Below are 24,114 nucleotides of genomic sequence, written 5' to 3'. Positions count from 1 at the left end.
GCCGGGACAAGCCCGGCCACGACGAGAACTCCGATTAATTTCAGCAGAGAAGTCTCACTCTTCCTTCTTCGGCTCTTTCGACATGCGCTCGAGGCGTTCCTGCATGTCCTTCATCTGGCGGCGAAGATCGTCGATATTGTCCTCGTCGGGCGCCGGCTCCGGCGCCTTGTCCGGTTCGGACGAGTTCGACCCGCCGCGCGGCGGCACGAACGGCTTGAACATCGAGAAGGTCTGCTGAAACAATTCCATGTTGCGGCGGACATGCTCTTCGAGCGGCGCAAACGGCGTTCCGCTGAACGTGTTGGTGAGCTGCTGGCGGAATTTTTCCTGTTCGCGCGTCAGCGTATCGATCGACTGCTCCAGATATTTCGGCACCACCATCTGCATGCTGTCGCCGTAGAAGCGGATCAGCTGGCGCAGGAAAGTGGTGGGCAACAGATTTTGTCCGGCCTTGTTTTCCTGCTCGAAAATAATTTGCGCCAGCACCTGACGTGTAATGTCGTCGCCGGTCTTGGCGTCATAGACGAGAAAATCCTCGCCTTCCTTCACCATCGCCGCGAGATCCTCGAGCGTCACATAGGTACTGGTGCCGGTATTATAGAGCCGCCGATTAGCGTACTTTTTAATAGTCGTAGGTTGGTCTGACTTTGCCATAAGCTCACACATCGACACCGAGAGCGGGGGAACCCGGCAGCTTCGCCGACGGGCAGACGAGCAACGCAAACGCAGCAAAGTAAGCATTTTCAATGCGGCTCGGCTACCGTTTTGTGCGGCACGGTTAATTCCAAGGCATGGACGCTGCTACAGAAACCTTGACCTGGATCAATTTGAATGCGCCGCGGCAGGAATTTAGGCCTCGGCCGATTGACATGGGTCAACGGGGTTAACAGGATAAGGTGAGAGACAGGCTCGCCAACCGGCCCGCCCGCCGTCCAAGAAACCTCAAGCCCAAAAAACCCATAAGGAGATGTCCATGTCAGACGATGTCGTCATCGTCAGCGCCGCCCGCACCCCGGTCGGCAGCTTCAACGGCGCGTTCGCCACCATGCCGGCCCACGACCTCGGCGCCGTCGCCATCAAGGCCGCGCTGGAGCGGGCCGGCATTGAGCCTGGCCGCGTTTCCGAAGTCATCATGGGCCAGATTCTGACTGCCGCCCAAGGCCAGAACCCGGCCCGCCAGGCCTCGATATCAGCCGGTATTCCCGTGGAAAGCCCCGCCTGGGGCGTCAACCAGCTCTGCGGCTCCGGCCTGCGCACGGTGGCGCTTGGCTACCAGGCGCTGCTCAACGGCGATTCCGAAATCGTGGTCGCCGGCGGCCAGGAATCCATGAGCATGGCCCCGCACGCACAATATCTGCGCGGTGGCGTGAAGATGGGCGGCCTGGAGCTGGTCGACACCATGATCAAGGACGGCCTGTGGGACGCCTTCAACGGCTACCACATGGGTAACACCGCCGAGAACGTTGCCCGGCAGTGGCAGATCACCCGCGCGCAGCAGGACGAGTTCGCGGTCAAGTCGCAGAACAAGGCCGAGGCCGCGCAGAAGGCCGGCAAGTTCAAGGACGAGATCGTCCCCGTCACCATCAAGACCCGCAAGGGCGACATCATTGTCAGCGACGACGAATATCCGCGCCATGGCGCAACGCTGGATGCGATGGCGAAGCTGAAGCCCGCCTTCGAGAAGGAGGGCACCGTCACCGCCGGCAGCGCGTCGGGCATCAATGACGGCGCCGCCGCCGTGGTCCTGATGACCGCCAAGCAGGCCGCCAAGGAAGGCAAGAAGCCGCTGGCCCGCATCGTGTCCTGGGCCCAGGCCGGCGTCGATCCCAAGATCATGGGCTCAGGCCCGATCCCGGCGTCCCGCGCCGCGCTGAAGAAGGCCGGCTGGAACATCGGCGACCTCGATCTGATCGAGGCCAACGAGGCGTTCGCGGCGCAAGCCTGTGCGGTTAACAAGGACCTCGGCTGGGATACCGGCAAGGTCAACGTCAATGGCGGCGCGATCGCGATCGGTCACCCCGTGGGCGCCTCCGGCGCGCGCGTGCTGGTGACTCTGCTGCATGAAATGCAGAAGCGCGACGCCAAGAAGGGCCTCGCCACGCTGTGCATCGGCGGCGGCATGGGCATCGCGATGTGCGTTGCGCGCGACTGAACTAAAGGCAGAGTGAACGGTTGAATGATGAAAAGATCATCTCGTAACCGCGGCTCGAATTGATAAAGATGAAATGCCCGGTCTCGCGCCGGGCATTTTCATCTCTGAAGCGTTTTCCAGGAACGCTTCGCACGCAGAAAGATTGAGTTTCGTCAAAAGACCGGGACAATTCCGGCGTACCAAGAAGATTACCCAAGGAGGACTACGACATGGCACGTGTTGCATTGGTTACGGGAGGGACGAGGGGCATTGGCGCTGCGATCAGCAAGGCGCTGAAGGCCGCGGGCTACAAGGTTGCGGCGAGCTACGCCGGCAATGATGCCGCCGCCGAGAAGTTCAAATCCGAGACCGGCATCCCCGTCTACAAATGGGACGTCTCTTCGTTCGACGCCTGCGCCGACGGCATCAAGAAGGTCGAGGCCGATGTCGGGCCGATCGACGTGCTCGTCAACAATGCCGGTATCACCAAGGATGGCGCCTTCCACAAGATGACGCTCGATCAGTGGAACGCCGTCATCAACACCAATCTCGGCTCGCTGTTCAACATGACACGCCCGGTGATCGAGGGCATGCGCGCCCGCAAGTTCGGCCGCATCATCAACATCTCCTCGATCAACGGCCAGAAGGGACAATTCGGCCAGGTCAACTATTCCGCGGCCAAGGCAGGCGATATCGGCTTCACCAAGGCCTTGGCGCTCGAGAACGCCAAGGGCGGCGTCACCGTGAACGCGATCTGCCCTGGCTATATCAACACCGAAATGGTGCAGGCGGTGCCGAAGGACGTGCTCGAGAAGAGCATCCTGCCGCTGATCCCGGTCAACCGTCTCGGCGAGCCCGAGGAAATCGCCCGCGCCGTGGTGTTCCTCGCGGCCGATGAGGCCGGCGGCATTACCGGCTCGACGATGACGATCAACGGCGGGCAGTACATGACCTGATCGTTGTTCCGCAATCGCACCGCCATTGCACGTCGCAATGGTCCTCAAAAGTCGTCATGCCCGGGCTTGTCCCGGGCATCCACGTCCTTACAACCTGCGGCAAGCAAGACGTGGATGGCCGGCATAGGTAAGCAAGCGACGCCGTCCTTCGGACGGCTATGCCTGGCCATGACGAGAGAATTCTGCCTATGACCCCCCGTGCCGCCACCCTGATCGGCCTGACCGCGATCCTGATGTGGTCGCTGTTGTCGGTGCTGACGGTTGCGACCGGAAAGATCCCGGCGTTCCAGCTCGCCGCCATGACGTTTGCGATCGGCGCGCTGGTGGCGTTCGCAAGTTTCCTGTTCCGGCCGGCCGCCTTCAATGCGCTCAAGCAGCCTGTGGTCGCCTGGGTCGTCGGTGTCGGCGGCCTGTTCGGCTATCACGCGCTGTATTTCCTCGCGCTGCGCTTCGCGCCACCGGCGGAAGCCGGGCTGTTGAACTATCTCTGGCCGCTCCTGATCGTGCTGTTCTCCTCGCTGCTGCCGGGCGAACGGCTGGCGCCGCATCATATCATCGGCGCGTTGCTCGGACTTGCCGGCACCGTGCTGCTGTTCGCCGGCAATGGCGCGAGCTTTGCCCCCGGCCAGATCCCGGGACTGGCTGCAGCCTTCGTCGCAGCCTTTGTCTGGGCGGCCTATTCGGTGATGTCACGCAAGCTCAAGGCGGTGCCGACCGATGCGGTGGCGGGCTTCTGCCTCGCGACCGCGCTGCTCGCCGCGCTCGTTCACGGCATGGTCGAGACCACGGTATGGCCGGAAACGATCGGGCAGTGGCTTGCGATCATTGCACTCGGCGTCGGTCCGGTAGGCGCCGCGTTCTTCGTCTGGGACATCGGCATGAAGCGCGGCGATATCCGCGTGCTGGGAGCGGCGTCCTATGCGACGCCGCTGCTCTCGACCGCGTTTCTGATTCTCGCGGGCTTCGCCCAAGCCTCCGCCACGATCGCCATCGCCGCGATCCTGATCGCCGGCGGCGGCCTGATCGCGGCAAAGGACATGGTGTTGCGGAAACCTTAGGCCGCCGGCTTCCAGCCCGACGGCTTGTACATCGCTTCCGGAATCTGGCCGAGCTCGGAGCGCTGCAGTTTCTGCGGCGTCAGCCCGTAGAATTGCTGAAAACTCATGATCAGCGGCCGCCATTTGTCGGGATCGATGCGGTCGGGCGGTCCTTCCATCATGATTGCCGGATGCGCATGCACGCGCGTGATGCGCACCTCGATCGCCGTGATGTTGCCGCGCCAGACCGCATCCTCTTCCGCCATGGCGTGGACCTGCGCAACCGTGGCTTCGATCTGCACCGGGCACTCCAGCGCGCGGGGCGCCGCCACCGTTTCGCCGGCCGCCGGCGTCAGGCCGCACAGGCCGAACTTGTCGCGCGCATGCCGATAGCCGCGCATCAGCTTTCCCGGCGGCACCGGATCGGAGCCGGTGGTGCGCGCCAGGCGATCGACGGCGCCGACCAGCGCAGCCGACGGCAGGTTGAGCACGCATTCGCCGGAGCGAATCATGTTCTCGGTGGTCTTCGAATGGGTTGCCAATCCCAGCATGCAGCGCCATCCGATCCACCACGCCGACGACATCGGCGCGAGGTTGAATGAGCCGTCCTCATTGGTCGAGCCGATCAGAACCACCGGCGTGCCGAAATAAAAAATCGCCGGATCGATCTCTTGTGAAACGCTGAATGTCCCCGTGCACTTTTCCGCTCCTCTGTTTGCGAGGCCGGAAACTATGTGCGTGTGTATGTGAAGCCCACCCGATTTCGGATGGATGGTTTCGGCGCTGGAGAAAGTAGGGTGGGCATAGCGAAGCGTGCCCACCCTCTTATCTGCGGACGTGTCTGAGAGTGGTGGGCACGCTGCGCTTTGCCCACCCTACGAAGCAGGCTTCCAGTCCTTCGGAGCGAGTTCGAATTTCGCAAACTCGAATCCGGGCGCGACGGTGCAGCCGACCAGCGTCCAGTCGCCGGTGCTCTCGGCCGCCTGCCATGCATGCGCCGGCACGATTGCCTGCGGGGTTTCGCCCGCGGCAAGATCGGCGCCAAGCGCGACGCTGTGCTCGCCGCGCTCATCCGCGATCCGTAGCGTCAGCGCACTCCCTGCGTAATAGTGCCAGGTCTCCACGGCATCGACGCGATGCCAGTGCGAGCGTTCGCCGCGCGCCAGCAGGAAATAGATCGCGGTCGATCGCGAGCGCCCGTCGGCATCGACGCTTTCGTCGCGAAACGTCTCGCGATAATGGCCGCCCTCGGGATGCGGCTTGAGGTCTAGCCGCGCGATGATGTCGGCGGCTTGCTTCGGCAGCGCCATCAGGATTTGTTCTTGCGTTCGCGGAGCTCGCCGAACACTTCGATGGCGCTGGCGCCCTTCATGTGCAGCTTGGCGGCCACCGACGGCTCGTCGGCGCGCAGGAATACGTTGGTCTTTTTCTCCTCGCCCAGCAGCACCGGAATCGTCGGCTTGTTCTCGGCGCGCAGCCGCGTCACTTCCTCGGCGCGGGCCTTCAGCGCGGGATTGTCGCCGTCGACGGTCAGCGCGAACTTGACGTTGGAGGCCGTATATTCATGGCCGCAATAGAGTTTGAAATCGTCCGGCAGCGCGCGCAGCTTCAACAGCGAATCCCACATCATCGGGTAGGTGCCTTCGAACACCCGGCCGCAGCCGATCGAGAACAGCGTGTCGGCGGCGAACACCGCCTTCTCGCCGTCGAATACATAGGAGATGTGATCAAGTGTATGGCCGGGCGTTTCCAGTACCCGGACCAGCAGGCTGCCGACCTTGATGACGTCGCCGTGGGCCGTGCGCAGATCGACATTGGCGATCTTGGTGGACTTGTCGTGCGGTGCAACGACGCGGCAGTTATATTTCTGCTTCAGTTCGGCGACGCCGCCGACATGGTCGTGATGGTGGTGGGTGATCAGGATATCGGTCAGCGTCCAACCTTCGCGCTCCAGCGCCTTGATGATCGGACCAGCTTCCGGCGCGTCGATCGATGCGGTGGCCTTGGTTGCGGGATCGTGGATCAAATAGCCGAAATTGTCGCTGAGACAGGTGAAGGTGCGAATTTCCGCGGCCATGATCGCTCCGTGTTATGCCTTTTAGCCCCATTAATTCCAAAGAAATATGGCGTTAACGCTTGCGCGGCAATGCCATTTTCGGTGCGCCGCAATGTAGCACGGTGTGGTAGATTGCGCGCATGACCATCGACGTCATCGATCTCCGCGATTTCTATTCGCAGCGCCTCGGCATTGTGGCGCGGCAGTTGATCAACCGCGGTATCCGGGCGCGCTGGCCCGATGCGGCGGGGCAGCGCGTGCTCGGGCTCGGCTATCCTACGCCCTATCTCGGCCTGTTTCGTGAAGATTCCGAACGCTGCATCGCGTTCATGCCGGCGGCGCAGGGCGTGTTGAAATGGCCGACAGCGCGGCCGGCGCTGGCGACCCTGATCGACGAGTTTTCAATGCCGCTGCCGGACGCCGCGGTGGACCGCATCCTGCTGGTTCATGCGCTGGAAATGTCCGACGATCCGGAGCGTCTGCTGCGCGAGGTATGGCGGGTGCTGGCGCCGTCCGGTCGTCTGATCGCTGTCATCCCGAACCGGCGCGGCGTGTGGACGCGCACCGACACTACGCCGTTCGGTCACGGCCGGCCCTATTCGCGCGCGCAGATCACGCAATTGCTGCGGCAGACCTGGTTCACGCCGGCGGCGTGGGGCGAAGCGCTGTTTCTGCCGCCGGTCGGCAATGGCTGGTTTCTGCGCTCTGCCATGGCGTGGGAGCGCATCGGCGCCGCGCTGTCGCTGCCGTTCGCCGGCGTGCATATCGTGGAAGCAACCAAGCAGGTCTATCGCGCGATTCCCGCGGGCCGCGAACGCACGCGGCTGATTCCCTCGCTGGAGCCGGTGCTGGTGCCGTCTTCGACGGCGACGCGGGACAAGCTAAAGGGACCGTAGGAATCGGAATCGTAGGGTGGGCAGAGGCGCGCATGCGCCGTGCCCACCATTTTATCCGCAGGTTTTGTCGAGGGTGGCGGTGGGCACGCTTGCGCATTGCCCACCCGACGAAACGACGAAGACGAGTGCTTACTCGTTCCCCGAATTGAAATCTTCGCTCGGCGCGGCGGGCGCGGCCATGCTGTCGGGACGCGGGCCATGCGGCCGGCGGCGACGGCGCGGGAAGCGTTCGCTGCGGCCCTCTTCATACCCGCCGGGCGTGCCATTCACCTGCGGCTGCGGGCCGGTGATGAAGGAGGGCAAGCGATCGACGCCGCCAGTATCGGCAACCACCGGCTGCGGCTGGGGCTGTTGCGGCTGATATTGCGGCTGCTGACGATGCTCGCGATCGCGCTCACGATGTTCGCGCGGCTGCTGCTGGTCGCGCTGATAGGGCTGGCTGTCGCCACGCTGTTCGCGCTGATTGTTGTCGCGGATGTAGGGCTGTGGCTGCTGCGGCACGAAGCCCGGCTCCTGGCCGAAATGCGAGAAGTTCTCGCCCTCGTCGTCGCCGTCTTCCGTCGGCTGCGTATCGGTGTCAATGCGCGGCTGCGGCTGGTTCTGCCGGAACTGCTCCTGGGCTGCGGCGATCAGGCGGAAGTAGTGTTCGGCGTGCTGGTAATAGTTCTCGGCCGCGACCGGGTCGCCGGAAGAGCGCGCGTCGCGCGCCAGCTGGACGTATTTTTCGGCGACGTGCGAGGCGGTGCCGCGGATCTTGATATCGGGTCCGTTCGATTCGAACACCCGGGTCATCGGGTTTTGACCACGCCGGTTATTATTGTTGTTATTGTTGTTATTCCGGTTACGCATCCGCTTGTTGTTCTGACCGTTTCTCATGTGTCGCCTTTATTCCAGCCCTGAAGTTATGCAGTTGCCGTCCTAGCCTGATCCGATCGGGCGCGCGCTCATGCGCACCGAATCACGATGCCGTTCAGTTTCATGTCGTCGATTTCGCCAACCATCGCGTTCAGCAAAGACGCGTTCCCCAACCGGCGGCCTACATTCGCCCGCCGGACCAAATCATTCAGCCTGCCAAAACCAGCCTAATCGTCTTGCGTGACGGCTTCGCGTGAGTGGCTGTTGCGTAAGTCTTCAAGCGCAATATCAGGCTTTCGTTCGCTTTACGGTCGAGAGCAGCACAGCTCCAGCTATTGCGCTCAATTCGACCTGTGTTTGGAACCTTTCACCCGGCGGGCTCTCGTTTCGAGAACTCTGGCCTCACCCGCATTAACTACGGGGCCAGCGACCCTGGACCGATGTTGTGGCCGGAACGTAGTCGCTCCCGGGGAATATTCCAAGGGGTTTTTTTGCGTTTCAAGGGGACTTTATCGGGCCATTTTGTGGCCCGCGACCGCCCGCGGAATGCCGGCGAGATCGGCCTTGGGTGCAGTTGTGCACATTAACCCTGCGGCCGCCATCAGCGCCTGGATTGGGCCGCTTTGGCCCACTCCGGCCTCCACGACCAGGGCGGCGCCCGGGGCCAGAAGTCCGGCGGCCTGGGGGATGAGCGCGCGGTAGGCGTCCAGCCCATCGGGGCCGCCATCGAGTGCGGCCAAGGGATCGTGCTTTCTGACCTCCTGGTCCAGATCGGCGATTTCAGCCGAGCGGATATAGGGCGGATTCGAAACGATCAGGTCGAACGGGCCGGATAGTCCGCTCGCATAGTCGCAGGCGACGAACGTCGCGCGATCCGACACTCCTGAGCGCGCCGCGTTGGCGGCGGCGGTCTGCAAGGCGGCCTGCGAAACGTCGGTGCCGAATCCTTGCGCCGTCGGCAATTCCGACAACAGCGCCAGCAGGATCGCGCCGGAGCCGGTGCCGAGATCGGCGATGCGCAACGGACGATGGAGGTTTCCGCCGGCGCGCAGCAGCTCCAGCGCCAGTTCGACCACCGTCTCGGTATCGGGCCGCGGCACCAGCGTCGCGGCCGAAAGTTGCAGCGGCAGGCCCCAGAATTCCTTTTGCCCGAGAATGCGTGCGACCGGTTCGCCCGCCAGACGGCGGCGGGCAAAGTCTTCGAGGCGCGCCGATTCGTCCACGGTGAGCTGGCGTTCCGCAGAGGTGATGATGCCGGTCAGGTCGAGGCCGAGCGCGTGCCCGGTCAAAAGCCGCGCGTCGAGTTCGGCTGAGTCGACGGCGGCGGATTTGAGTTGTGCTGCGAGCGCGCGCCGCGCGGTTTCGACAGTGAATTTGCTGCTCACGCCGCCGCGCCTTGCGCGGCAAGCTGCGCGGCCTGGTGCTCGGTGGTCAGCGCGTCGATCAGGTCGCCCAGCGCTTCGCCGGCAATGACCTGCGGCAATTTGTAGAGCGTCAGGTTGATGCGATGGTCGGTGACGCGGCCCTGCGGGAAATTATAGGTGCGGATGCGCTCGCTCCGGTCGCCGGAGCCGACCTTCTCTTTGCGGTCGGCGGAGCGCGCCGCATCGACGCGCTGGCGTTCGGCGTCATAGATGCGCGAGCGCAGGATGTTCATCGCGGAAGCGCGGTTCTTATGCTGCGAGCGGCTGTCCTGCATCATGACCACGATGCCGGTCGGGATGTGGGTGATGCGGATCGCCGATTCGGTCTTGTTGACGTGCTGGCCGCCGGCGCCTTGCGCGCGCATGGTCTCGATCCGCAGATCCTCGTTCTTGATGTCGACGTCGACATCCTCGACCTCGGGCAGCACCGCGACGGTGGCGGCGGAGGTGTGAATGCGCCCCTGCGTTTCGGTGTCGGGCACGCGCTGCACGCGGTGCACGCCGGATTCGAACTTCAGTTTTGCAAATGCGCCGCGGCCCTGCACCTCGGCGATGATTTCCTTGAAGCCGCCGACAGTGCCTTCCGAGGCCGAGATCACCTCGACCTTCCAGCCCTGCAAGGCTGCAAATCGCTCATACATCCGGAACAGGTCGCCGGCGAACAGCGAGGCCTCGTCGCCGCCGGTGCCGGCGCGGATTTCCAGCATCACGTTGCGGTCGTCCATGGCGTCCTTGGGCAGCAGCGCCACGCGGATCTTCTGCTCGAGGTCGGCGACGCGCGCCTGCAGCGTCTCCAGCTCGGCTTCTGCCATGCTGCGCATTTCGGGATCGGTGGCGGCATCAGCCAGCAGCGATTCGGCGCCCGCAATCTCGGCCCGCGCCGCGCGATAGGTCTTCACGGCGTCGATCAGCGGATTGAGCTCGGCGAGCTCGCGCGTGATCTGGACGTATTTTTCGGAATTCAGCTGGCCCAGCAGTTCGGCCTCGAGCGAGGCGTGGTGGGCAAGCAGGATGTCGAGTTTGGCTTCGGGTAGCATGGCGTGGTTCTCAGGCGGCGAATGCGGAAAGGCGGCGTTGTCGGGCAGGAGCCTCGCTACAACGACAGCCCCTCGGCTTCCGCGAATTCTGTCAGCTTCTGCCGAATCGAGACGCTGCCGGCCGGTGCGTCAAGCAGCGGCATGATGACAGCTTCGGCCTTCTTGGCGTCGAGGTCGAGAATCATCGCCTTCACCGGGCCGTGGCCGGTCGCCGACAGCGACAGCGAGCGGTAACCCAGCGCAATCAGCGCCAGCGCGCCGAGCGGCTTTGAGGCCATCTCGCCGCACAGCGACGCCGTTTTCTTCGCCGCCTGCGCCTTGCGCACGATGTCGCGCAGCGCGCGCAGGATCGGCGCCGACATGGTGTCGAAGCGTTCGGAGACCTTGGCATTGCCACGGTCAACCGCGAACAGGAACTGGAACAGGTCGTTCGACCCGACAGAGACGAAATCGACCTTCTTGAGGAGTTCGTCGAGCTGATAGAGCAGCGCCGGCACCTCCACCATGGTGCCGACATCGATGCGCTCGGGCAGCGCATGGCCGTGCTGGCGCAGATAGGTCAATTCGCGCTCGACGATGGCCTTGGCCTGGTCGAATTCGGCGACATCGGAAATCATCGGAAACATGATCTTCAGCGCGCGGCCGCCGCCGGCGCGCAGCAGCGCCCGAATCTGGCCACGCAGCAATCCCGGCCGGTCGAGCCCGAGCCGGATCGCGCGCCAGCCGAGCGCGGGATTTTCCTCGATCACGGCCTCCATGTAGGGCAGCGCCTTGTCGCCGCCGATATCAAGGGTGCGGAACGTCACCGGCTTGGTGCCGGCGGCATCGAGCACGGTGCGATAGAGCGCGAGTTGGTCCGAGGAGCGCGGCAGGCTCTGGCCGACCATGAACTGCAACTCGGTGCGGAACAGGCCGATGCCAGCGCTGCCGGTGTCGTCGATATGCGGCAGGTCGATGACGAGACCCGCATTGATCATCAGTTCGACCTTCTGGCCGTCCTTGGTCACGCAAGGCAGGTCTCGCAGCGCGGCATATTGCGCCTGGCGGCGGGCACGAAACCGCACCCGCTCGGCATAGGCCGATTCGATCTCGGCCGAGGGGCGGATGTAGATCGAGCCCGAGGTGCCGTCGACGATGATGGCATCGCCGGGATCGGCAATGCCGGGCGCATTCGGCACCTCGCCGACGGCGGGAATGCCGAGTGCACGCGCCACGATCGAGACGTGGGAGTTGGCGGTGCCTTCCTCCAGCACCAGGCCGCGCAGCCGTTTGCGGTCGTAGTCGAGCAGGGCGGCCGGGCCCATCGCGCGGGCGATCAGGATGGCGTTTTCGGGAAGCTGTTCGCGCGAGGGCGCGTGATCCTGGCCCACCAATTGCCGCATCAGGCGGTGGCCGAGGTCTTCCAGGTCGTGCAGGCGGTCACGCAGATAAGGATCGGTCGAGCGCAGCATGCGGGCGCGGGTATCGGATTGCACGCGTTCGACGGCGGCTTCCGCGGTGAGGCCGGTGGCGACCGCTTCATGCAGCTTGTGCGACCAGCCATGGTCGTTGGCGAACATGCGGTAGGCTTCCAGCACCTCGCGGTGCTCGCCGCCTTCCGCGACATCGCCGCGCTCCAGCATGCGGTCGAGGTCGGCGCGCAGCTTGGCCAGCGCCGCGTCGAGCTTCTTGATTTCCTTCGGCAGGTCTTCGGCGATGTAGTTGGTGATGACGACGCGCGGCTCGTGCAGCACGACGTGACCGAGCGCGATGCCGTCGGAGAGGATTGCGCCCGTTTTGTGCAGCGAATGCCGCGCCGCCGGTTCCGCGCCGGGCTGCGCCAGCGCCGCCAGTTCGCCGGAAGCGATCATCTCCGCCAGCACCATGGCGGTGGTCTGCAGCGCCTCGACCTCTTCCTCGACATAGGTGCGCTTGGCGCGGTTCTGCACGACCAGCACGCCGAGCGTGTTGCCGGCGCGCAGGATCGGCACGCCGAGGAACGAATGGTAGATTTCTTCGCCGGTCTCAGGGCGGAACGAGAACGCCGGGTGGCTCTGTGCGTCCGAGAGGTTGAGCGGGCTCGCCTCGCTGGAAACCAGGCCGACGAGGCCCTCATGCGCGTTCAGCACGGTGCGGTGCACTGCGTCGCGGTTCAAACCCTCGGTGGCGTAAAGCTCGAGCGTGTTATCGATGCGCAGCACGTAACAGGAGCAGACCTCGGCCACCATGTTGGCCGCGATCAGCACCACGATTTTGTCCAGGCGCTCCTGGGCCGAGACCTTCTCCGCCATGGTTTCGCGGAGCCGTCTCAGCAAGACGCGGGGACCTCCCGACGTGCTCCGCATATGCTGGTATCCTCCCCCGCGAAGCCAGCCCGCCGGGTGGCCGGTAGCTGGCGTGAAACCCACGAAATACTACAATTTTATTCATTCGGCGCTGCCGCAGGCACGTGGATCCACCGAATCGGGATCGCCAAAACCTTGGTGCAGTTTGCGGCAACCCACCTCACAGGCCGTATAGCCAATCGAGGCTTGCTTTGCCAAGCAAAACGCCTGCCAGAAACAATAACGTGTGTGTCAGGGCCGATGCTGCGCCCGCGAAGCGGAGATCCGCCAAGCCAGGCCGGTTTGGCAATCAAACCAAGCGCTAAATTTGAGAGAAAATCGTTCTAGGTCTGATCCAGCCCGTAGAGCGTGTGCAGCGTGCGCACCGCGAGTTCGGTGTAGGCGGCATCGATCAGCACCGAAAACTTGATCTCCGAGGTGGTGATGGCGCGGATGTTGATGTTGCGCTCGGACAGGGCCTTGAATGCCTTCGCCGCGACGCCGGCATGGCTGCGCATGCCGCTGCCGATCACCGAGACCTTCGATACGTCGGTAGCGCTGTCGAGCCGGGCATAGCCGATCTTGCCCTTGGAGGAAGTGATGGTGTCGCGGGCGCGGTTATAATCGGAGGCCGGAACGGTGAAGGTGAGGTCGGTGGTCTTGCCGTCCTCGGACACGTTCTGCACGATCATGTCGACATTGATGTTGGCGTCCGCCAACGGGCCGAAGATCGCGGCGGCGACGCCCGGCTTGTCCTCGATCTGGCGGAGCGAAATCTGGGCTTCGTCCTTGGAGAAGGCGATGCCGGTGACGACGTGGCTTTCCATGATTTCCTCCTCGCTGCAGATCAGCGTGCCCGGCGGCGTGCCGTGCGGGTCGATATCCTCGGGCTTGTCGAAGCTGGAACGGACGAACACGGGCATGTTGTGCACCATGCCGAGTTCCACCGAACGCACCTGCAGGACCTTGGCGCCCAGCGAGGCGAGTTCCAGCATGTCCTCGAAGGCGATCTTGTCGAGCCGCCGTGCCTTGGGAACCACCCGCGGATCGGTGGTGTAGACGCCGTCCACGTCGGTATAGATGTCGCAGCGGTCGGCCCGGATGGCGGCCGCAATCGCCACCGCCGAGGTGTCTGAACCGCCGCGGCCGAGCGTGGTGATTCGGTTGGTCTGCGGATTGATGCCCTGGAAGCCGGCGATGACCGCGACTTCCTTGCGATCTCCGAAGCGGTTGATGATCTCGGTGCCGTCGATCTCGAGAATGCGCGCCGAGGCGTGGGCGTCGGAGGTCTTGATCGCGATTTGCCAGCCCTGCCAGGAGCGGGCCTGGATGCCCATGCCCTGCAGCACGATGGCGAGCAGGCCCGAGGTCACCTGTTCGCCGGATGCCACCACGGCGTCATATTCGCGCGCATCATGCATCGGCGAGGCGTCGCGGCACCATTCGACCAGTTCGTTGGTCTTGCCGGCCATGGCCGAGACGACGACAGCGACATCATGTCCGGCGTCAACTTCGCGCTTGACGTGACGCGCAACGTTGCGGATTCGGTCGATATTGGCGACGGACGTGCCGCCGAATTTCATCACGAGGCGGCCCATGACGACGCGTGCATTCCCTGTGAGGATAAGTTAGGTGACCCGCACGGAAAGTGGAGCGCCCGGGTCGAAAGCGGCGTATACATAGCGGCGCGGTCCGGGGCAAGCACCCCCGGTTCCGTTTTCGACCCAAAATGGCGCAAATTGCAGTGGTAGCGGGTTAATTCAGGGCAAGCGTATGGGCCGATATATCGATGAGATCCTGCAGCCCGGGGAAAAGGTGCTGTATTCGACCAACGCGCACTGGATATTTTTCCTGCCGGCGATCATCGGCTGGATTGTCGCGGGCGTATTCCTGGTGCTCTCGGGCCTGGTGCCGGCGGGCCCATCCGTACTGATCTGTCTGTCGCTGTCGGCGATTGCGGCCATCGCTGCGTTGTACAAAACGGTTACCGCCTGGTTCCATCGCTGGACTACCGAGACCGACGTCACCAATTTCCGCGTCGTTCACAAGACCGGCTTTGTTAAACGGCAGACGTTCGAGATGAGCGTGGACAAGGTTGAGAGCGTGGACGTCAACCAGAGCATCCTNATCCTCAACTACGGCGACGTCACGGTCCTGGGGGTCGGCGAGGGTNCCCTCGATATGATCGCTTCGCCACTGTCGTTTCGCAATGCCATCACCGCACGACCGGCCGGCACGTAACTCATGGCCATACAGCAAAATTCTTCCGCCGGCCGCTCCGCCTCCGGCTCGACCGTTGACCCGGCCGAGGTCGCAAAATTCTCAAAACTGTCCGACGAGTGGTGGGACCCCAGGGGCAAGATGGCCCCGTTGCACAAGATCAATCCGCTGCGGCTCGGCTACATCAGAGACGCCGCATGCCGCAAGTTCGAGCGCAACGCCCGGAGTTTGAGCTGCCTGTCGGGCCTGCGGATCCTCGATATCGGCTGCGGCGCCGGCCTGTTGTGCGAGCCTTTGACGCGGCTGGGTGCGCAGGTGATCGGGATCGATCCGTCGGCGACCAACATTGCCGCCGCCAAGCTGCATGCCGACAAGGGCCATCTGTCGATCGATTATCGCAGCACCACGGTCGAGGAAATGGACCACCGCGAGCGGTTCGACATCGTGCTGGCAATGGAAGTGATCGAGCATGTCACCGACGTCGGCGCGTTCCTCACCCGCTGTGCGGCGATGGTCAAGCCGGGCGGGCTGATGGTGGTCTCGACGCTGAACCGCAACTGGAAGAGCTTTGCGCTCGCGATCGTCGGCGCGGAATATGTGCTGCGCTGGCTGCCGCGCGGCACCCATCAATGGGACAAGTTCGTCACGCCGGACGAGCTCGCCCAGCATCTGGCCAATAACCGCCTCACCATCACCGAGCAGGCCGGCGTGGTCTATAACCCGCTCGCCGACCGGTGGAGCATCTCGTCCGACATGGACGTGAACTACATGGTGGTGGCGGAAGGAATATAAGAGTCCTCAGTCGCTGTCGTCCCTGCGAACGCAGGGACCCATACGCTGCGGCTTCTCAATCGAATTCCGCTGGTCGACGGCTTTCGCGCGACAATGGGCAAAATGTGGTTTTGGGTCCCTGCCTTCGCAGGGACGACGGCGGCTTTGTGGCGCGAGCGCAATCCTGTCATGACGCCGCTTCGGTTGACCTGATCCGTCCCGCCCGGCACGGTGCGAGAGTTTCTCGCCGGTATTCCCGATGTTTTCCATCGCCTCGCTCTGGATTCCCTTCACCCTCATCGCTGCGCTGGGGCAGGTCGCGCGCAATGCGATGCAGCGCTCGCTGACGGGGCCGCTCGGGACCTGGGGAGCGACCAATATCCGCTTCCTGTTCGGCTTTCCATTCTCGGTGGTGTTCTTCGCGTTCGTGATTGCCGTCACCGGCGATCCCGTGCCGTGGCCGGCGGCGGTGTTCTGGCCGTGGCTGCTGCTCGGGGCGCTCAGCCAGATCGTCGGGACCGGCATGATGCTGCTGGCGATGAACGACCGTTCGTTCGTGGTGACGACCGCTTATCTGAAGACCGAGGCGATCCAGACTGCGATCTTCGGCTTCATCTTCCTCAGCGATCATCTGACGGTGCTGAAGGTGATCGCGATCCTGATCGCGACCGCCGGCGTGGTCATCGCCGCGCTGCGGCCTGGCTCCGGGAAGGGCTTTGCAGATTTGAAGCCGACGCTACTGGGCCTTGGCGCAGCGGCGGCGTTCGCGCTGTCGGCGGTCGGCTTTCGCGGCGCGGTCATCTCGGTGCCGGGCGTCTCCTTCGTCACCACGGCGTCCTTCACGCTGGTGTTCGGCCTGTTCGTGCAGACGCTGGTGCTGACGGTCTATCTGCTCGCCCGGGCGCCCGATGTGCTGATGAAGATTTTCGGCCTGTGGCGGCCCTCGATGCTGGCGGGCTTCATGGGCGCGTTCGCCTCGCAATTCTGGTTTCTGGCGTTTGCGCTGACGGCAGCGGCCAACGTGCGCACGCTGGCGCTGGTCGAGGTGCTGTTCGCGCAAGGCGTTGCGTATTACTCGTTCAAGCAGCCCATCTCGGCGCGCGAACTTTTGGGCATCGTACTGATCGTGGCTGGAGTGGCGCTGTTGGTGGCGGCGTGATCCGGGGATCGTAGGGTGGGCAAAGGCGCCTTTGCGCCGTGCCCACCATCTCTCGACGGCGACAGTGTTGGCGGGCACGCTTCCGTCTTCGCTCTTCTAGCTACGGCGGACAAGTCGCTTTGCCCACCCTGCGGATTGCAGCGCCTCAATTCCTGTCGTCCGGCAGCACCGGCAACGGCGAAACCTCGACGCCTTCGTCGATCAGCGCGCGCGCCTCGTCCGGCGAGGCCTCACCGTAGATCGGGCGATGTTCGATATCTCCGTAATGCATCTTGCGCGCTTCGTTGGGAAAGCGCTCGCCGACATTGTCGGCATTTTTCACGATGTGATCGCGCAATTCCTTCAGCTTGGCGCGCAGCTCGCGCTCCTGCGCCATCAGCAGCGGCGTCGAATCGGATGCCGTCGCGTCCGCAGGCGCGGCCGGCGCGGGCGCGGCTTGCTCGCGGCCTTTCTTGCTCACGATCTGCGGGGCCATGATGGCGCGCTCGACCTTCACCGAGCCGCAGGCAGGGCAGCTTACCAGCCTGCGCTTTTCCTGGCTTTCATAGGCCGCGGAGCTTTGAAACCAGCTTTCGAAAGCATGGCCCTTCTCGCAGCGAAGGTTGTAGCGGATCATGCCGAGCCCCGGATGAGGTGCAGGTGCTCCGGGCCGGCCTTGGGGTCGGCTATGCCGAAGCGTCTGCCGTGCTGCAGCGACGGCACGGCCTTCCGCGCCGTCTCCACCTTGGATGTGTCGATCTTGGCGAGGAACACGCCGGGCTCGACGCCGCCCTCGGCGAGAATTTCGCCCCAGGGCGCGATGATCAGCGAATGCCCGTAGGTCTCGCGCTTGTTCTCGTGCAGGCCGGCCTGCGCCGCGGCGAACACGAAGCAGCCGTTCTCGATGGCGCGGGCGCGGAGCAGCGTGTGCCAATGCGCCTCACCGGTCTTCCTGGTGAAGGCGGAAGGCACGGTGAGGAACGATGCGCCGGCTTCGGCCAGCGCGCGATAGAGCGCCGGAAAGCGCACGTCGTAGCAGATCGTCAGGCCGATCCGGCCCCACGGCAGATCGGAGATCACGGCGGTTTCGCCCGGCTGGTAGTTGGCGGACTCGCGATAGCTCTCGCCGCCGGGCAGGTCGATATCGAACATATGGATCTTGTCGTAGCTGGCGAGCAGATTGCCGTCAGGCCCGATCAGGAACGAGCGGTTGACGGCGCGGTCCGGCGAGAAGCGCAGTGCCAGCGAACCGATATGGAGATGGATCTTCAGTTCCGCCGCCAGCGCGCGATAGGCTTTCAGCGAGAGATCGTCTTCTTCCGAGGCGAGATGCTCGAACAGCGCCTTGCGGTTCAGCTGCATCATGTTGCTCACTTCGGGCGTGAGCACGTAATCGGCGCCCTGGGCCGCGGCCTCGCGGATCAGTGTCACACCCTGCTCGAGGCTCGGCTCAGGCAACAGCCCGGTGCGCATCTGCACCATGGCGGCGGTGAAGGTGGAACCAGCGCTCATGAGGAGGCCTTTTCTCCGTTCAGCAGTGAGTCGAGCTTGCCCGCGCGGTCCAGCGCGTAAAGCTCGTCGCAACCGCCAACATGGGTTGTGCCGATGAATATCTGCGGAAAGGTCGAACCGTGGCCCGCACGGTCGTACATCTGCTCGCGATAGGCCGGGTCGGTCGCCACATTCAATTCCGTGAACGCGGCATTCTTGCGCGTCAGCAGCGATTTGGCGGCGGTGCAGTAGCCGCAGCCCGGACGGGTATAGATTTCAATGGCAGTCATGGCGCGCCTTGATTTGGCAAGTCCTTGAATTGCAAGTCTTTGAATTATATGGGAGCCCGGTGGCTGTCCACAACCCGCGCGAATACCAGCACGTCGACCTGCGCGGCCTTGGCGCGGAGCAGCGCGCGGGCGCAGGCGTCGGTGGTGGCGCCCGACGTCAGCACGTCGTCGATCAGGATAACGCGGCGGCCCTGGATATCGGCCATGCGATCGGCGGCGACCTTGAACGCGCCCTGCACATTGCTGGCGCGTTGTGGCCGTGACAGGCCGATCTGCTGCTCGGTGGCGCGAATGCGGCCAAGCGCCTCAGCGGCCAGTTTGACCCCACTTTGCTGCGAAATCACCCGCGCCAGCGCGCCGGACTGGTTGTAGCGGCGGCTCCAGCCGCGCCGCCAGTGCAGGGGTACCGGCACCAGCACGTCGGCCTCATCGAGCAATTCCTTGCCCGCCCGGGCCATCCAGCGGCCCATCGCCGGCGCGAGATCGGTGCGGTCCTGATATTTCAGCGCATGAACAAGCGTGCGGGCGACGTCGTCATAGCGTACCGCGGCCCGGGCGCGCTGGTATGCCGGCGGATTGGCGATCGCCTCCATCGACAGCAATTCGGGACCGGGATCGTAGACAAAGGGAATGCCGAGCCGCGGGCAGAACGGCGGAGCGATGAACGACAATTTCGCCCAGCATGCCGCGCAAACGCCCTCGCCATCCACCGGCTCGCGACAGGCGACACACTGCGTCGGCAGCGCGATGTCGAGCGCGAGCTTCGGGATGTGCGCGAACACGTCGCGGCAGGCGCCGAGCGCGCCGCGCAGATGGCTGGCAATGGAGCGTGGTGGTGATGCCTCGGCGTCCATCGGGGAAAGCTAGCGCTGTCCTGCGCCACGCTCAAGTCGATGAAGCTGTTCTTATCCGCGCCCGCCTTCCAGCTCTTTCGGAAATACGGGTCGGAAGAACGATCGCTCATAACGGATGAAGCAGCGGGTTTGCGTTGCGAAGGCGATCGCCTTCTGAACGTCCGGATCTCCGGCGCTGTCTTTCCGATACTGTTCGTAGGCCGCGAAGCTCGGAAAGCTGAACATCGCGAGGGCAACGTCGCTCGCTCCTTCCGATGGCAGGAAGTACCCGTGGTGGATGCCGCCGAATCTCGGCAGCAGTTCCAGCCACATCCTGCCGTAAGTTTCGAATTCGGCGAGTTTGCCCGGATTGACTTCGTATCGCAGGTAACAAGTGATCATCTTCTGATGCTCCGTCGCGCCTCGAACCTGGCGCTCATTGTTAGCTTGGCTACAAGCGTGCGGTTACGCCCGAATTTCGCGAAAGATGTTTACCTCATGATTTGAGGCTTACGAAGCCGCTTGTCGTGAAGAGGGATTGAGATGGATCGCTGGCCGTCGTACCAACCGGCATGGCTTCGAACCCTACCGCCGCACCCATCCTGTTCGACCGTGCACTGCTGCACGCGCGGATGGAACGCGCGCGGCGGGGCGGGCCGGCGACGTTCCTGCTTGATCGCGTCCAGGAGGACATGGAGGAGCGCCTGCAGGCGGTGATGCGGAATTTTGCCGATGTCGCCGATGTCTGGACGCCGGGCGGATTGCTGCGAAAACCTGTTGCGGATCGTTTTCAGTCGATCACCCGCATCGATGCCGATCAATCGGAAGCTCTTTCCCTGCAACCGGAATCCCTCGATCTCGCCGTCTCTGCGCTTGCATTCCAGTTCGTCAACGACCTGCCGGGCGTGCTGGCGCAGATCCGCCGCGCGCTCAAGCCCGATGGCTTGTTGCTCGCTGCGATGCTCGGCGGCGATACGCTGACCGAACTCAGGCAATCCTTTGCTGCGGCGGAGGCCGAATGCGAGGGCGGCGTGTCGCCGCGCGTTGCGCCGTTCGCCGATCTGCGCGACGTCGGCGCACTGCTGCAGCGGGCGGGCTTCGCGCTGCCGGTCACCGATGTCGATCGCGTCGTGGTGCGCTACGACAGCGCGTTCGCGCTGATGGCCGATCTCAGGCGGATGGGCGCGACCAATATCCTTGTCGAGCGGCGGCACGCGCCGACCCGCCGCGCCACCATGTTGCGGATGGCGGAAATCTACGGCGAACGTTTTGCCGATCCCGATGGCCGTATTCGCGCTACCTTCGATATTGTCTGGCTGTCCGGCTGGGCGCCGCACGAAAGCCAGCAGAAGCCGCTGCGGCCGGGATCGGCGAAGGGGAGTCTGGAAGAAGCGGTGAAACAGGTGAAGCGCGATTGACGCGCAATTCCCTTCGGCGGAAGCCGCGAGCAGGGCCCCATGCTACTTTGCATGGGGTTGATTTCGCGATTTTGTGTCCTGGCCCTGCATCTGTCGGCGAAGAGGCTATTCGCGGCTTCCGAGGTCCGGGATGATCGTGCTTCGCACCCACGGTGGATCGATGCAACGCCAACTCATCATCGTGCACCGGGAGTCGCCGACCTCCCGCTTACATCAATAAATCAATCAGATGCGGGATAAGCGGAATGTCCGCGGGCGGCATTGGGTAGTCGCGCAGCTTGTTGGCGCGGACCCAGGCCAGTTGCTGGCCCTCGCGGGCGACAACCAGGCCTTCCCAGCGCCGGCAGATATAGAGCGGCATCAACAGGTGAAAGCTGTCATAGGCGTAGCTCGCAAAGGTCAACGGCGCGAGGCAGGGTTCGCTGACGTCGATGCCGATCTCCTCGTGCAGTTCGCGGATCAGGGTCTGCTCCGGCCGCTCGCCGGGCTCGACCTTGCCGCCCGGGAATTCCCAGAGGCCAGCGAGTGCCTTGCCTTGCGGACGCTGCGCAATCAGGACGCGCTTGTCGGTGTCGACGAGGGCGCAGGCGACGACGAGGGTGAGCTTGATGTCAGCCATGCGCCGCTGCCTCGCTCAGGACCGGTAGTCGCCGTTGATCGCGACATATTCCTTGGTGAGGTCGCAGGTCAGCACGCGGTCGCGGCCCTTGCCGAGGCCAAGCGCGACCTTGATCTGGATCTTCGGGTTCTTCATCACCTCGGAAACCTCCGCCTCGTTGTAGGACGGATCGCGCGCGCCGCTCCTGGCGACGCGGATGCCGTTGAACGAGATTGAAAGCTTGTCGCGGTTGGCGGGCTCGCCGGCTTTGCCGACCGCCATCACCACGCGGCCCCAATTGGCATCCTCGCCGGCGATCGCGGTCTTCACCAGCGGCGAGTTCGCGATCGACATCGCGATCTTGCGCGCCGAGGTCTTGGTGGTCGCGCCTTCGACGATCACCTCGACCAGCTTGCGCGCGCCTTCGCCGTCGCGGGCGACCTGTTCGGCAAGGTCCGCCAGCACCTCGTGGAAGGCCTTGGCGAATGCCTTCAGGCGTGGATCGCTGGCGCGGCTGATCTTCGGCGCGCCATTGGCCGCGGCCGTGCCCGTCGCGAAGGCCAGCAGGGTATCCGATGTCGACGTGTCGCTGTCGATGGTGATGGCGTTGAAGGTGTCCTCGACGCCGCTCTTGAGCAGCGACTGCAGCACGGCGGATGACACCGGCGCGTCGGTGAACACGAAGGACAGCATGGTGGCCATGTCGGGCATGATCATGCCGGCGCCCTTGGCCATGCCGTTGATGGTGACCTTGGTCTTGCCGAGCTTCACCGTGGCGGTTGCGACCTTCGGGAAGGTGTCGGTGGTCATGATGGCCTTGGCCGCATCCATCCAGTGGTCGGACGTGGCAGTTTCAGCCAGCGTCGCCAGCACGCCGTCGAACTTGGTGGCGTCCAGCGGCTCGCCGATCACTCCGGTGGAGGCGAGGAACACGTCTGATGTCGAGCAGCCGACCGCCTTCGCTGCGATCTGCGCGGTCAGCGCCGTCGACTGCTTGCCGGTCTTGCCGGTGAATGCATTGGCATTGCCGGAGTTCACCACCAGCGCACGGGCCTGTCCGCGGCCGAGCTTGGCGCGGCACCACTCCACGGGCGCGGACGGGCATTTCGATTTGGTGAAGACGCCGGCGGCCGTGGTGCCCTTGTCCATGACGGCGAGCAGCACGTCGGTACGGTTCTTGTAGCGGATGCCGGCAGCGGCGGTGGCGAGCTTCACGCCCGCAATCGCGGGCATGTCGGGAACATCGGTCGGGGCGAGGGGGGAGACGGAAGTGGACATGCGAGCACCTTCTTCGACCAGATCAACCGCAGCCGGGCCTTGCGCCGGCATCGACGTCTTTGGGAACGCGGTCCCCAGACATGGAATGGCCGGGCGCTTCGGCCCGGCCATGCAACGGTAAATACTATCGGTCTCGAAGAAGTGACAGCGATTTTTTACTTCTTCGCCGGCGCCATCTTGGAATCCGCGGGCTTGGCGGCATCCGGCTTGGCGTCGGTCTTGGCGGCTTCGGCCGGCTTGTCCATGCGCTCGACCTTGGCGGCTTCGCGCAGCTTGGCGACGTATTCGGCCTGCGCCTTGCGAGTCACATAGGTCTCGATCTGCGCCTTGACCTGCTCGAAGTCGGGCGCCTTGCGGGCGCGCTTTTCCTCGACCTTGATGAGGTGCCAGCCGAACTGCGACTTCACGGGGTCGGAGATCTTGCCGGGTTCGAGGGTAAAGGCGACGGCGGAGAATTCCGGCACCATCTGTTCCTTGGTGAAGAAGCCGAGATCGCCGCCGTCGGAGGCGCCGGGGTCCTTGGACTTCTTCTTCGCCAGTTCGGCGAAATCGCCGCCCTTCTTCAACTCTTCCGCGATCGCCTTGGCCTCGTCCTCGGTCTCGACCAGGATGTGGCGGGCGTGGACTTCCATTTCGCCGGTGATCTGCTTGGCGGCCTCCTCATAGACCTTCTTCATGGCCTCGTCGGTGGTCGCGGCCTTGCCCTCGGAGGCGAGCAGGCTGTCCATCAAGAGGCGGCTGCGGGTGAAGGCCAGGCGCTTCTTGAAGTCCTCGGAATTCTCGACCTTTTTGTCCTCGGCGGCCTTGGCGACGATCTTCAGGTCGATCAGGAAGGCCAGCACATTGTCCTTCTTGGTCGCGGGGTCCATCTGCGCCAGGCTGGGGCCGAGTTCCTCTTCCGCGAGGGCGACGTCGCTCTGGCGGATCTCCACGCCGTTAACCTTGGCGAGAACGGGGTTGTCCTGGGCACGAACCGGCAAGCTGGCAGCAAGAATCGCAGCCAGGCAGGCCGTTGTGGCCAGGGAGGCGAGGCCGAAGCGCAGGCCGGTTTTCGTTTCCGGGAACGAGGTGGTCATGGAAAATCCTTGTCTTGAAGAGGGGGCGGCAAAGGCGGCGGGACACTCGCCCAATCATGCCGGCTTGGCAACGCGAAAAGTCTGTCAAAATGATGAATTCCCTGACAGATGGACCCACGTTGACAAGGCCCCGACCCAGCCATATCTGTGCCGGAACCTCCAGCGGCGATAGCGCTTATTTTGCTGCGTTTTTTGCCGTTGAACCTTGGATTGCTTAATTCCCACTCATTAGGCGGATGATGCCCCGGAACGGGTATTTGCCGCGATGCGTCACGGTGAGTTGATAGGCAACTTGGTGGTCCACGT

24 protein-coding genes and 1 pseudogene are annotated in these 24,114 nt (G+C 63.9%); 8 read left to right on the top strand and 17 right to left on the bottom strand.

Features of this window, described 5'->3' with window-relative positions; genetic code table 11:
* Positions 1 to 54: 54 nt before the first annotated feature.
* The gene (gene phaR, locus CQ14_RS25590; RefSeq protein WP_057860618.1) at positions 55 to 654 is read right to left on the bottom strand and encodes a polyhydroxyalkanoate synthesis repressor PhaR; all 600 of its coding nucleotides are present in this window, start codon (positions 652 to 654) and stop codon (positions 55 to 57) included.
* A gap of 319 nt (positions 655 to 973) precedes the next feature.
* Here phaR and CQ14_RS25585 point away from each other — a divergent pair, with 319 nt between their 5' ends.
* The 3 genes from CQ14_RS25585 to yddG all read left to right on the top strand — a co-directional run bounded on the left by CQ14_RS25585 (position 974) and on the right by yddG (position 4,145).
* Positions 974 to 2,152: an acetyl-CoA C-acetyltransferase gene (locus CQ14_RS25585; protein ID WP_057840445.1), complete on the top strand. Its 1,179-nt coding sequence runs from the start codon at positions 974 to 976 to the stop codon at positions 2,150 to 2,152.
* Between the two features lie 209 nt (positions 2,153 to 2,361).
* Positions 2,362 to 3,087, top strand: coding sequence for an acetoacetyl-CoA reductase (phbB, locus tag CQ14_RS25580; protein WP_057860617.1), 726 nt, complete (start codon positions 2,362 to 2,364; stop codon positions 3,085 to 3,087).
* 188 nt (positions 3,088 to 3,275) lie between these two features.
* Positions 3,276 to 4,145, top strand: a complete 870-nt coding sequence (yddG, locus tag CQ14_RS25575; RefSeq protein WP_057860616.1) for an aromatic amino acid exporter YddG — start codon at positions 3,276 to 3,278, stop codon at positions 4,143 to 4,145.
* Here the strand turns inward: yddG and CQ14_RS25570 are convergent.
* The 3 genes from CQ14_RS25570 to gloB form a co-directional block, all read right to left on the bottom strand.
* Complete coding sequence (locus CQ14_RS25570; protein WP_245320495.1) at positions 4,142 to 4,759, bottom strand: flavin reductase family protein; 618 nt, start codon at positions 4,757 to 4,759, stop codon at positions 4,142 to 4,144. The genes yddG and CQ14_RS25570 overlap by 4 nt on opposite strands.
* Positions 4,760 to 4,999: 240 nt before the next feature.
* On the bottom strand, positions 5,000 to 5,434 hold the full coding sequence (locus CQ14_RS25565; RefSeq protein ID WP_430650216.1) for a cupin domain-containing protein: 435 nt from the start codon (positions 5,432 to 5,434) through the stop codon (positions 5,000 to 5,002).
* Positions 5,434 to 6,201, bottom strand: a complete 768-nt coding sequence (gene gloB / locus CQ14_RS25560) for a hydroxyacylglutathione hydrolase (protein ID WP_057860615.1) — start codon at positions 6,199 to 6,201, stop codon at positions 5,434 to 5,436. The genes CQ14_RS25565 and gloB overlap by 1 nt, the downstream gene beginning before the upstream one ends.
* 119 nt (positions 6,202 to 6,320) lie before the next feature.
* Here gloB and CQ14_RS25555 point away from each other — a divergent pair, with 119 nt between their 5' ends.
* Positions 6,321 to 7,076: a methyltransferase domain-containing protein gene (locus CQ14_RS25555; RefSeq protein WP_156435401.1), complete on the top strand. Its 756-nt coding sequence runs from the start codon at positions 6,321 to 6,323 to the stop codon at positions 7,074 to 7,076.
* Positions 7,077 to 7,205: 129 nt separating this feature from the next.
* Here the strand turns inward: CQ14_RS25555 and CQ14_RS25550 are convergent, their stop codons facing one another.
* The 5 genes from CQ14_RS25550 to CQ14_RS25530 all read right to left on the bottom strand — a co-directional run bounded on the left by CQ14_RS25550 (position 7,206) and on the right by CQ14_RS25530 (position 14,293).
* Positions 7,206 to 7,952, bottom strand: a complete 747-nt coding sequence (locus CQ14_RS25550) for a DUF4167 domain-containing protein (RefSeq protein WP_057860614.1) — start codon at positions 7,950 to 7,952, stop codon at positions 7,206 to 7,208.
* A 488-nt stretch (positions 7,953 to 8,440) separates the two neighbouring features.
* Positions 8,441 to 9,316, bottom strand: coding sequence for a peptide chain release factor N(5)-glutamine methyltransferase (gene prmC, locus CQ14_RS25545; protein ID WP_057860613.1), 876 nt, complete (start codon positions 9,314 to 9,316; stop codon positions 8,441 to 8,443).
* Positions 9,313 to 10,392 (bottom strand): peptide chain release factor 1, encoded by a 1,080-nt coding sequence (prfA, locus tag CQ14_RS25540; RefSeq protein WP_057860612.1) that lies wholly within the window; start codon positions 10,390 to 10,392, stop codon positions 9,313 to 9,315. Before prfA ends, prmC begins: the two co-directional genes overlap by 4 nt.
* 56 nt (positions 10,393 to 10,448) lie before the next feature.
* Positions 10,449 to 12,716 (bottom strand): phosphoenolpyruvate--protein phosphotransferase, encoded by a 2,268-nt coding sequence (gene ptsP, locus CQ14_RS25535; protein ID WP_057860611.1) that lies wholly within the window; start codon positions 12,714 to 12,716, stop codon positions 10,449 to 10,451.
* Positions 12,717 to 13,039: 323 nt separating this feature from the next.
* Positions 13,040 to 14,293 carry an aspartate kinase gene (locus CQ14_RS25530; protein ID WP_057860610.1) on the bottom strand — a complete coding sequence of 418 codons (1,254 nt, stop codon included), beginning with the start codon at positions 14,291 to 14,293 and terminating at the stop codon, positions 13,040 to 13,042.
* Between the two features lie 175 nt (positions 14,294 to 14,468).
* On the opposite strand from CQ14_RS25530, the pseudogene CQ14_RS25525 reads away from it, so the two are divergent.
* The 3 genes and pseudogenes from CQ14_RS25525 to CQ14_RS25515 form a co-directional block, all read left to right on the top strand.
* A pseudogene (locus tag CQ14_RS25525) lies at positions 14,469 to 14,821 on the top strand (PH domain-containing protein); the annotation flags it as partial.
* A 118-nt stretch (positions 14,822 to 14,939) separates the two neighbouring features.
* Complete coding sequence (gene ubiG / locus CQ14_RS25520) at positions 14,940 to 15,707, top strand: bifunctional 2-polyprenyl-6-hydroxyphenol methylase/3-demethylubiquinol 3-O-methyltransferase UbiG (RefSeq protein ID WP_057860608.1); 768 nt, start codon at positions 14,940 to 14,942, stop codon at positions 15,705 to 15,707.
* Between the two features lie 238 nt (positions 15,708 to 15,945).
* Positions 15,946 to 16,845: an EamA family transporter gene (locus CQ14_RS25515; protein ID WP_057860607.1), complete on the top strand. Its 900-nt coding sequence runs from the start codon at positions 15,946 to 15,948 to the stop codon at positions 16,843 to 16,845.
* Positions 16,846 to 16,990: 145 nt separating this feature from the next.
* Here CQ14_RS25515 and CQ14_RS25510 read toward each other — a convergent pair whose 3' ends face one another.
* The 5 genes from CQ14_RS25510 to CQ14_RS25490 are packed head-to-tail and all read right to left on the bottom strand — an operon-like array spanning position 16,991 to position 19,840.
* Positions 16,991 to 17,461 carry a DUF1178 family protein gene (locus tag CQ14_RS25510; protein ID WP_057860606.1) on the bottom strand — a complete coding sequence of 157 codons (471 nt, stop codon included), beginning with the start codon at positions 17,459 to 17,461 and terminating at the stop codon, positions 16,991 to 16,993.
* Positions 17,458 to 18,336 (bottom strand): carbon-nitrogen hydrolase family protein, encoded by an 879-nt coding sequence (locus tag CQ14_RS25505; RefSeq protein ID WP_057860605.1) that lies wholly within the window; start codon positions 18,334 to 18,336, stop codon positions 17,458 to 17,460. The genes CQ14_RS25510 and CQ14_RS25505 overlap by 4 nt, the downstream gene beginning before the upstream one ends.
* Positions 18,333 to 18,605: a glutaredoxin 3 gene (grxC, locus tag CQ14_RS25500; RefSeq protein WP_057860604.1), complete on the bottom strand. Its 273-nt coding sequence runs from the start codon at positions 18,603 to 18,605 to the stop codon at positions 18,333 to 18,335. The genes CQ14_RS25505 and grxC overlap by 4 nt, the downstream gene beginning before the upstream one ends.
* 44 nt (positions 18,606 to 18,649) lie before the next feature.
* Positions 18,650 to 19,459: a ComF family protein gene (locus tag CQ14_RS25495; RefSeq protein ID WP_057860603.1), complete on the bottom strand. Its 810-nt coding sequence runs from the start codon at positions 19,457 to 19,459 to the stop codon at positions 18,650 to 18,652.
* Between the two features lie 51 nt (positions 19,460 to 19,510).
* The gene (locus CQ14_RS25490) at positions 19,511 to 19,840 is read right to left on the bottom strand and encodes an NIPSNAP family protein (RefSeq protein ID WP_057860602.1); all 330 of its coding nucleotides are present in this window, start codon (positions 19,838 to 19,840) and stop codon (positions 19,511 to 19,513) included.
* Positions 19,841 to 20,010: 170 nt separating this feature from the next.
* Here CQ14_RS25490 and CQ14_RS25485 point away from each other — a divergent pair, with 170 nt between their 5' ends.
* The gene (locus CQ14_RS25485; protein ID WP_057860601.1) at positions 20,011 to 20,856 is read left to right on the top strand and encodes a methyltransferase domain-containing protein; all 846 of its coding nucleotides are present in this window, start codon (positions 20,011 to 20,013) and stop codon (positions 20,854 to 20,856) included.
* Between the two features lie 208 nt (positions 20,857 to 21,064).
* Here the strand turns inward: CQ14_RS25485 and CQ14_RS25480 are convergent, their stop codons facing one another.
* The 3 genes from CQ14_RS25480 to CQ14_RS25470 all read right to left on the bottom strand — a co-directional run bounded on the left by CQ14_RS25480 (position 21,065) and on the right by CQ14_RS25470 (position 23,808).
* Positions 21,065 to 21,475, bottom strand: a complete 411-nt coding sequence (locus tag CQ14_RS25480) for a (deoxy)nucleoside triphosphate pyrophosphohydrolase (protein WP_057860600.1) — start codon at positions 21,473 to 21,475, stop codon at positions 21,065 to 21,067.
* Between the two features lie 15 nt (positions 21,476 to 21,490).
* The gene (gene argJ, locus CQ14_RS25475) at positions 21,491 to 22,732 is read right to left on the bottom strand and encodes a bifunctional glutamate N-acetyltransferase/amino-acid acetyltransferase ArgJ (protein WP_057860625.1); all 1,242 of its coding nucleotides are present in this window, start codon (positions 22,730 to 22,732) and stop codon (positions 21,491 to 21,493) included.
* A 155-nt stretch (positions 22,733 to 22,887) separates the two neighbouring features.
* A complete protein-coding gene (locus CQ14_RS25470; RefSeq protein WP_057860599.1) occupies positions 22,888 to 23,808 on the bottom strand; it encodes a peptidylprolyl isomerase in 921 nt (306 codons plus the stop codon).
* Positions 23,809 to 24,114: the final 306 nt, after the last annotated feature.

Origin of the sequence: Bradyrhizobium lablabi, from assembly GCF_001440475.1 — a bacterium.
Lineage (GTDB): Bacteria > Pseudomonadota > Alphaproteobacteria > Rhizobiales > Xanthobacteraceae > Bradyrhizobium > Bradyrhizobium lablabi.
Note: the sequence above shows the minus strand (reverse complement) of the source record. Positions and strands in the feature narration are given on the sequence as shown.

Coding starts and splice junctions, on each gene's coding strand:
- phaR (WP_057860618.1), bottom strand. CDS start 654: ATGGCAAAGTCAGACCAACCTACGACTATTAAAAAGTACGCTAATCGG.
- CQ14_RS25585 (WP_057840445.1), top strand. CDS start 974: ATGTCAGACGATGTCGTCATCGTCAGCGCCGCCCGCACCCCGGTCGGC.
- phbB (WP_057860617.1), top strand. CDS start 2,362: ATGGCACGTGTTGCATTGGTTACGGGAGGGACGAGGGGCATTGGCGCT.
- yddG (WP_057860616.1), top strand. CDS start 3,276: ATGACCCCCCGTGCCGCCACCCTGATCGGCCTGACCGCGATCCTGATG.
- CQ14_RS25565 (WP_430650216.1), bottom strand. CDS start 5,434: ATGGCGCTGCCGAAGCAAGCCGCCGACATCATCGCGCGGCTAGACCTC.
- gloB (WP_057860615.1), bottom strand. CDS start 6,201: ATGGCCGCGGAAATTCGCACCTTCACCTGTCTCAGCGACAATTTCGGC.
- CQ14_RS25555 (WP_156435401.1), top strand. CDS start 6,321: ATGACCATCGACGTCATCGATCTCCGCGATTTCTATTCGCAGCGCCTC.
- CQ14_RS25550 (WP_057860614.1), bottom strand. CDS start 7,952: ATGAGAAACGGTCAGAACAACAAGCGGATGCGTAACCGGAATAACAAC.
- prfA (WP_057860612.1), bottom strand. CDS start 10,392: ATGCTACCCGAAGCCAAACTCGACATCCTGCTTGCCCACCACGCCTCG.
- ptsP (WP_057860611.1), bottom strand. CDS start 12,716: ATGCGGAGCACGTCGGGAGGTCCCCGCGTCTTGCTGAGACGGCTCCGC.
- CQ14_RS25530 (WP_057860610.1), bottom strand. CDS start 14,293: ATGGGCCGCCTCGTGATGAAATTCGGCGGCACGTCCGTCGCCAATATC.
- ubiG (WP_057860608.1), top strand. CDS start 14,940: ATGGCCATACAGCAAAATTCTTCCGCCGGCCGCTCCGCCTCCGGCTCG.
- CQ14_RS25515 (WP_057860607.1), top strand. CDS start 15,946: ATGTTTTCCATCGCCTCGCTCTGGATTCCCTTCACCCTCATCGCTGCG.
- CQ14_RS25510 (WP_057860606.1), bottom strand. CDS start 17,461: ATGATCCGCTACAACCTTCGCTGCGAGAAGGGCCATGCTTTCGAAAGC.
- CQ14_RS25505 (WP_057860605.1), bottom strand. CDS start 18,336: ATGAGCGCTGGTTCCACCTTCACCGCCGCCATGGTGCAGATGCGCACC.
- grxC (WP_057860604.1), bottom strand. CDS start 18,605: ATGACTGCCATTGAAATCTATACCCGTCCGGGCTGCGGCTACTGCACC.
- CQ14_RS25495 (WP_057860603.1), bottom strand. CDS start 19,459: ATGGACGCCGAGGCATCACCACCACGCTCCATTGCCAGCCATCTGCGC.
- CQ14_RS25490 (WP_057860602.1), bottom strand. CDS start 19,840: ATGATCACTTGTTACCTGCGATACGAAGTCAATCCGGGCAAACTCGCC.
- CQ14_RS25485 (WP_057860601.1), top strand. CDS start 20,011: ATGGCTTCGAACCCTACCGCCGCACCCATCCTGTTCGACCGTGCACTG.
- CQ14_RS25480 (WP_057860600.1), bottom strand. CDS start 21,475: ATGGCTGACATCAAGCTCACCCTCGTCGTCGCCTGCGCCCTCGTCGAC.
- argJ (WP_057860625.1), bottom strand. CDS start 22,732: ATGTCCACTTCCGTCTCCCCCCTCGCCCCGACCGATGTTCCCGACATG.
- CQ14_RS25470 (WP_057860599.1), bottom strand. CDS start 23,808: ATGACCACCTCGTTCCCGGAAACGAAAACCGGCCTGCGCTTCGGCCTC.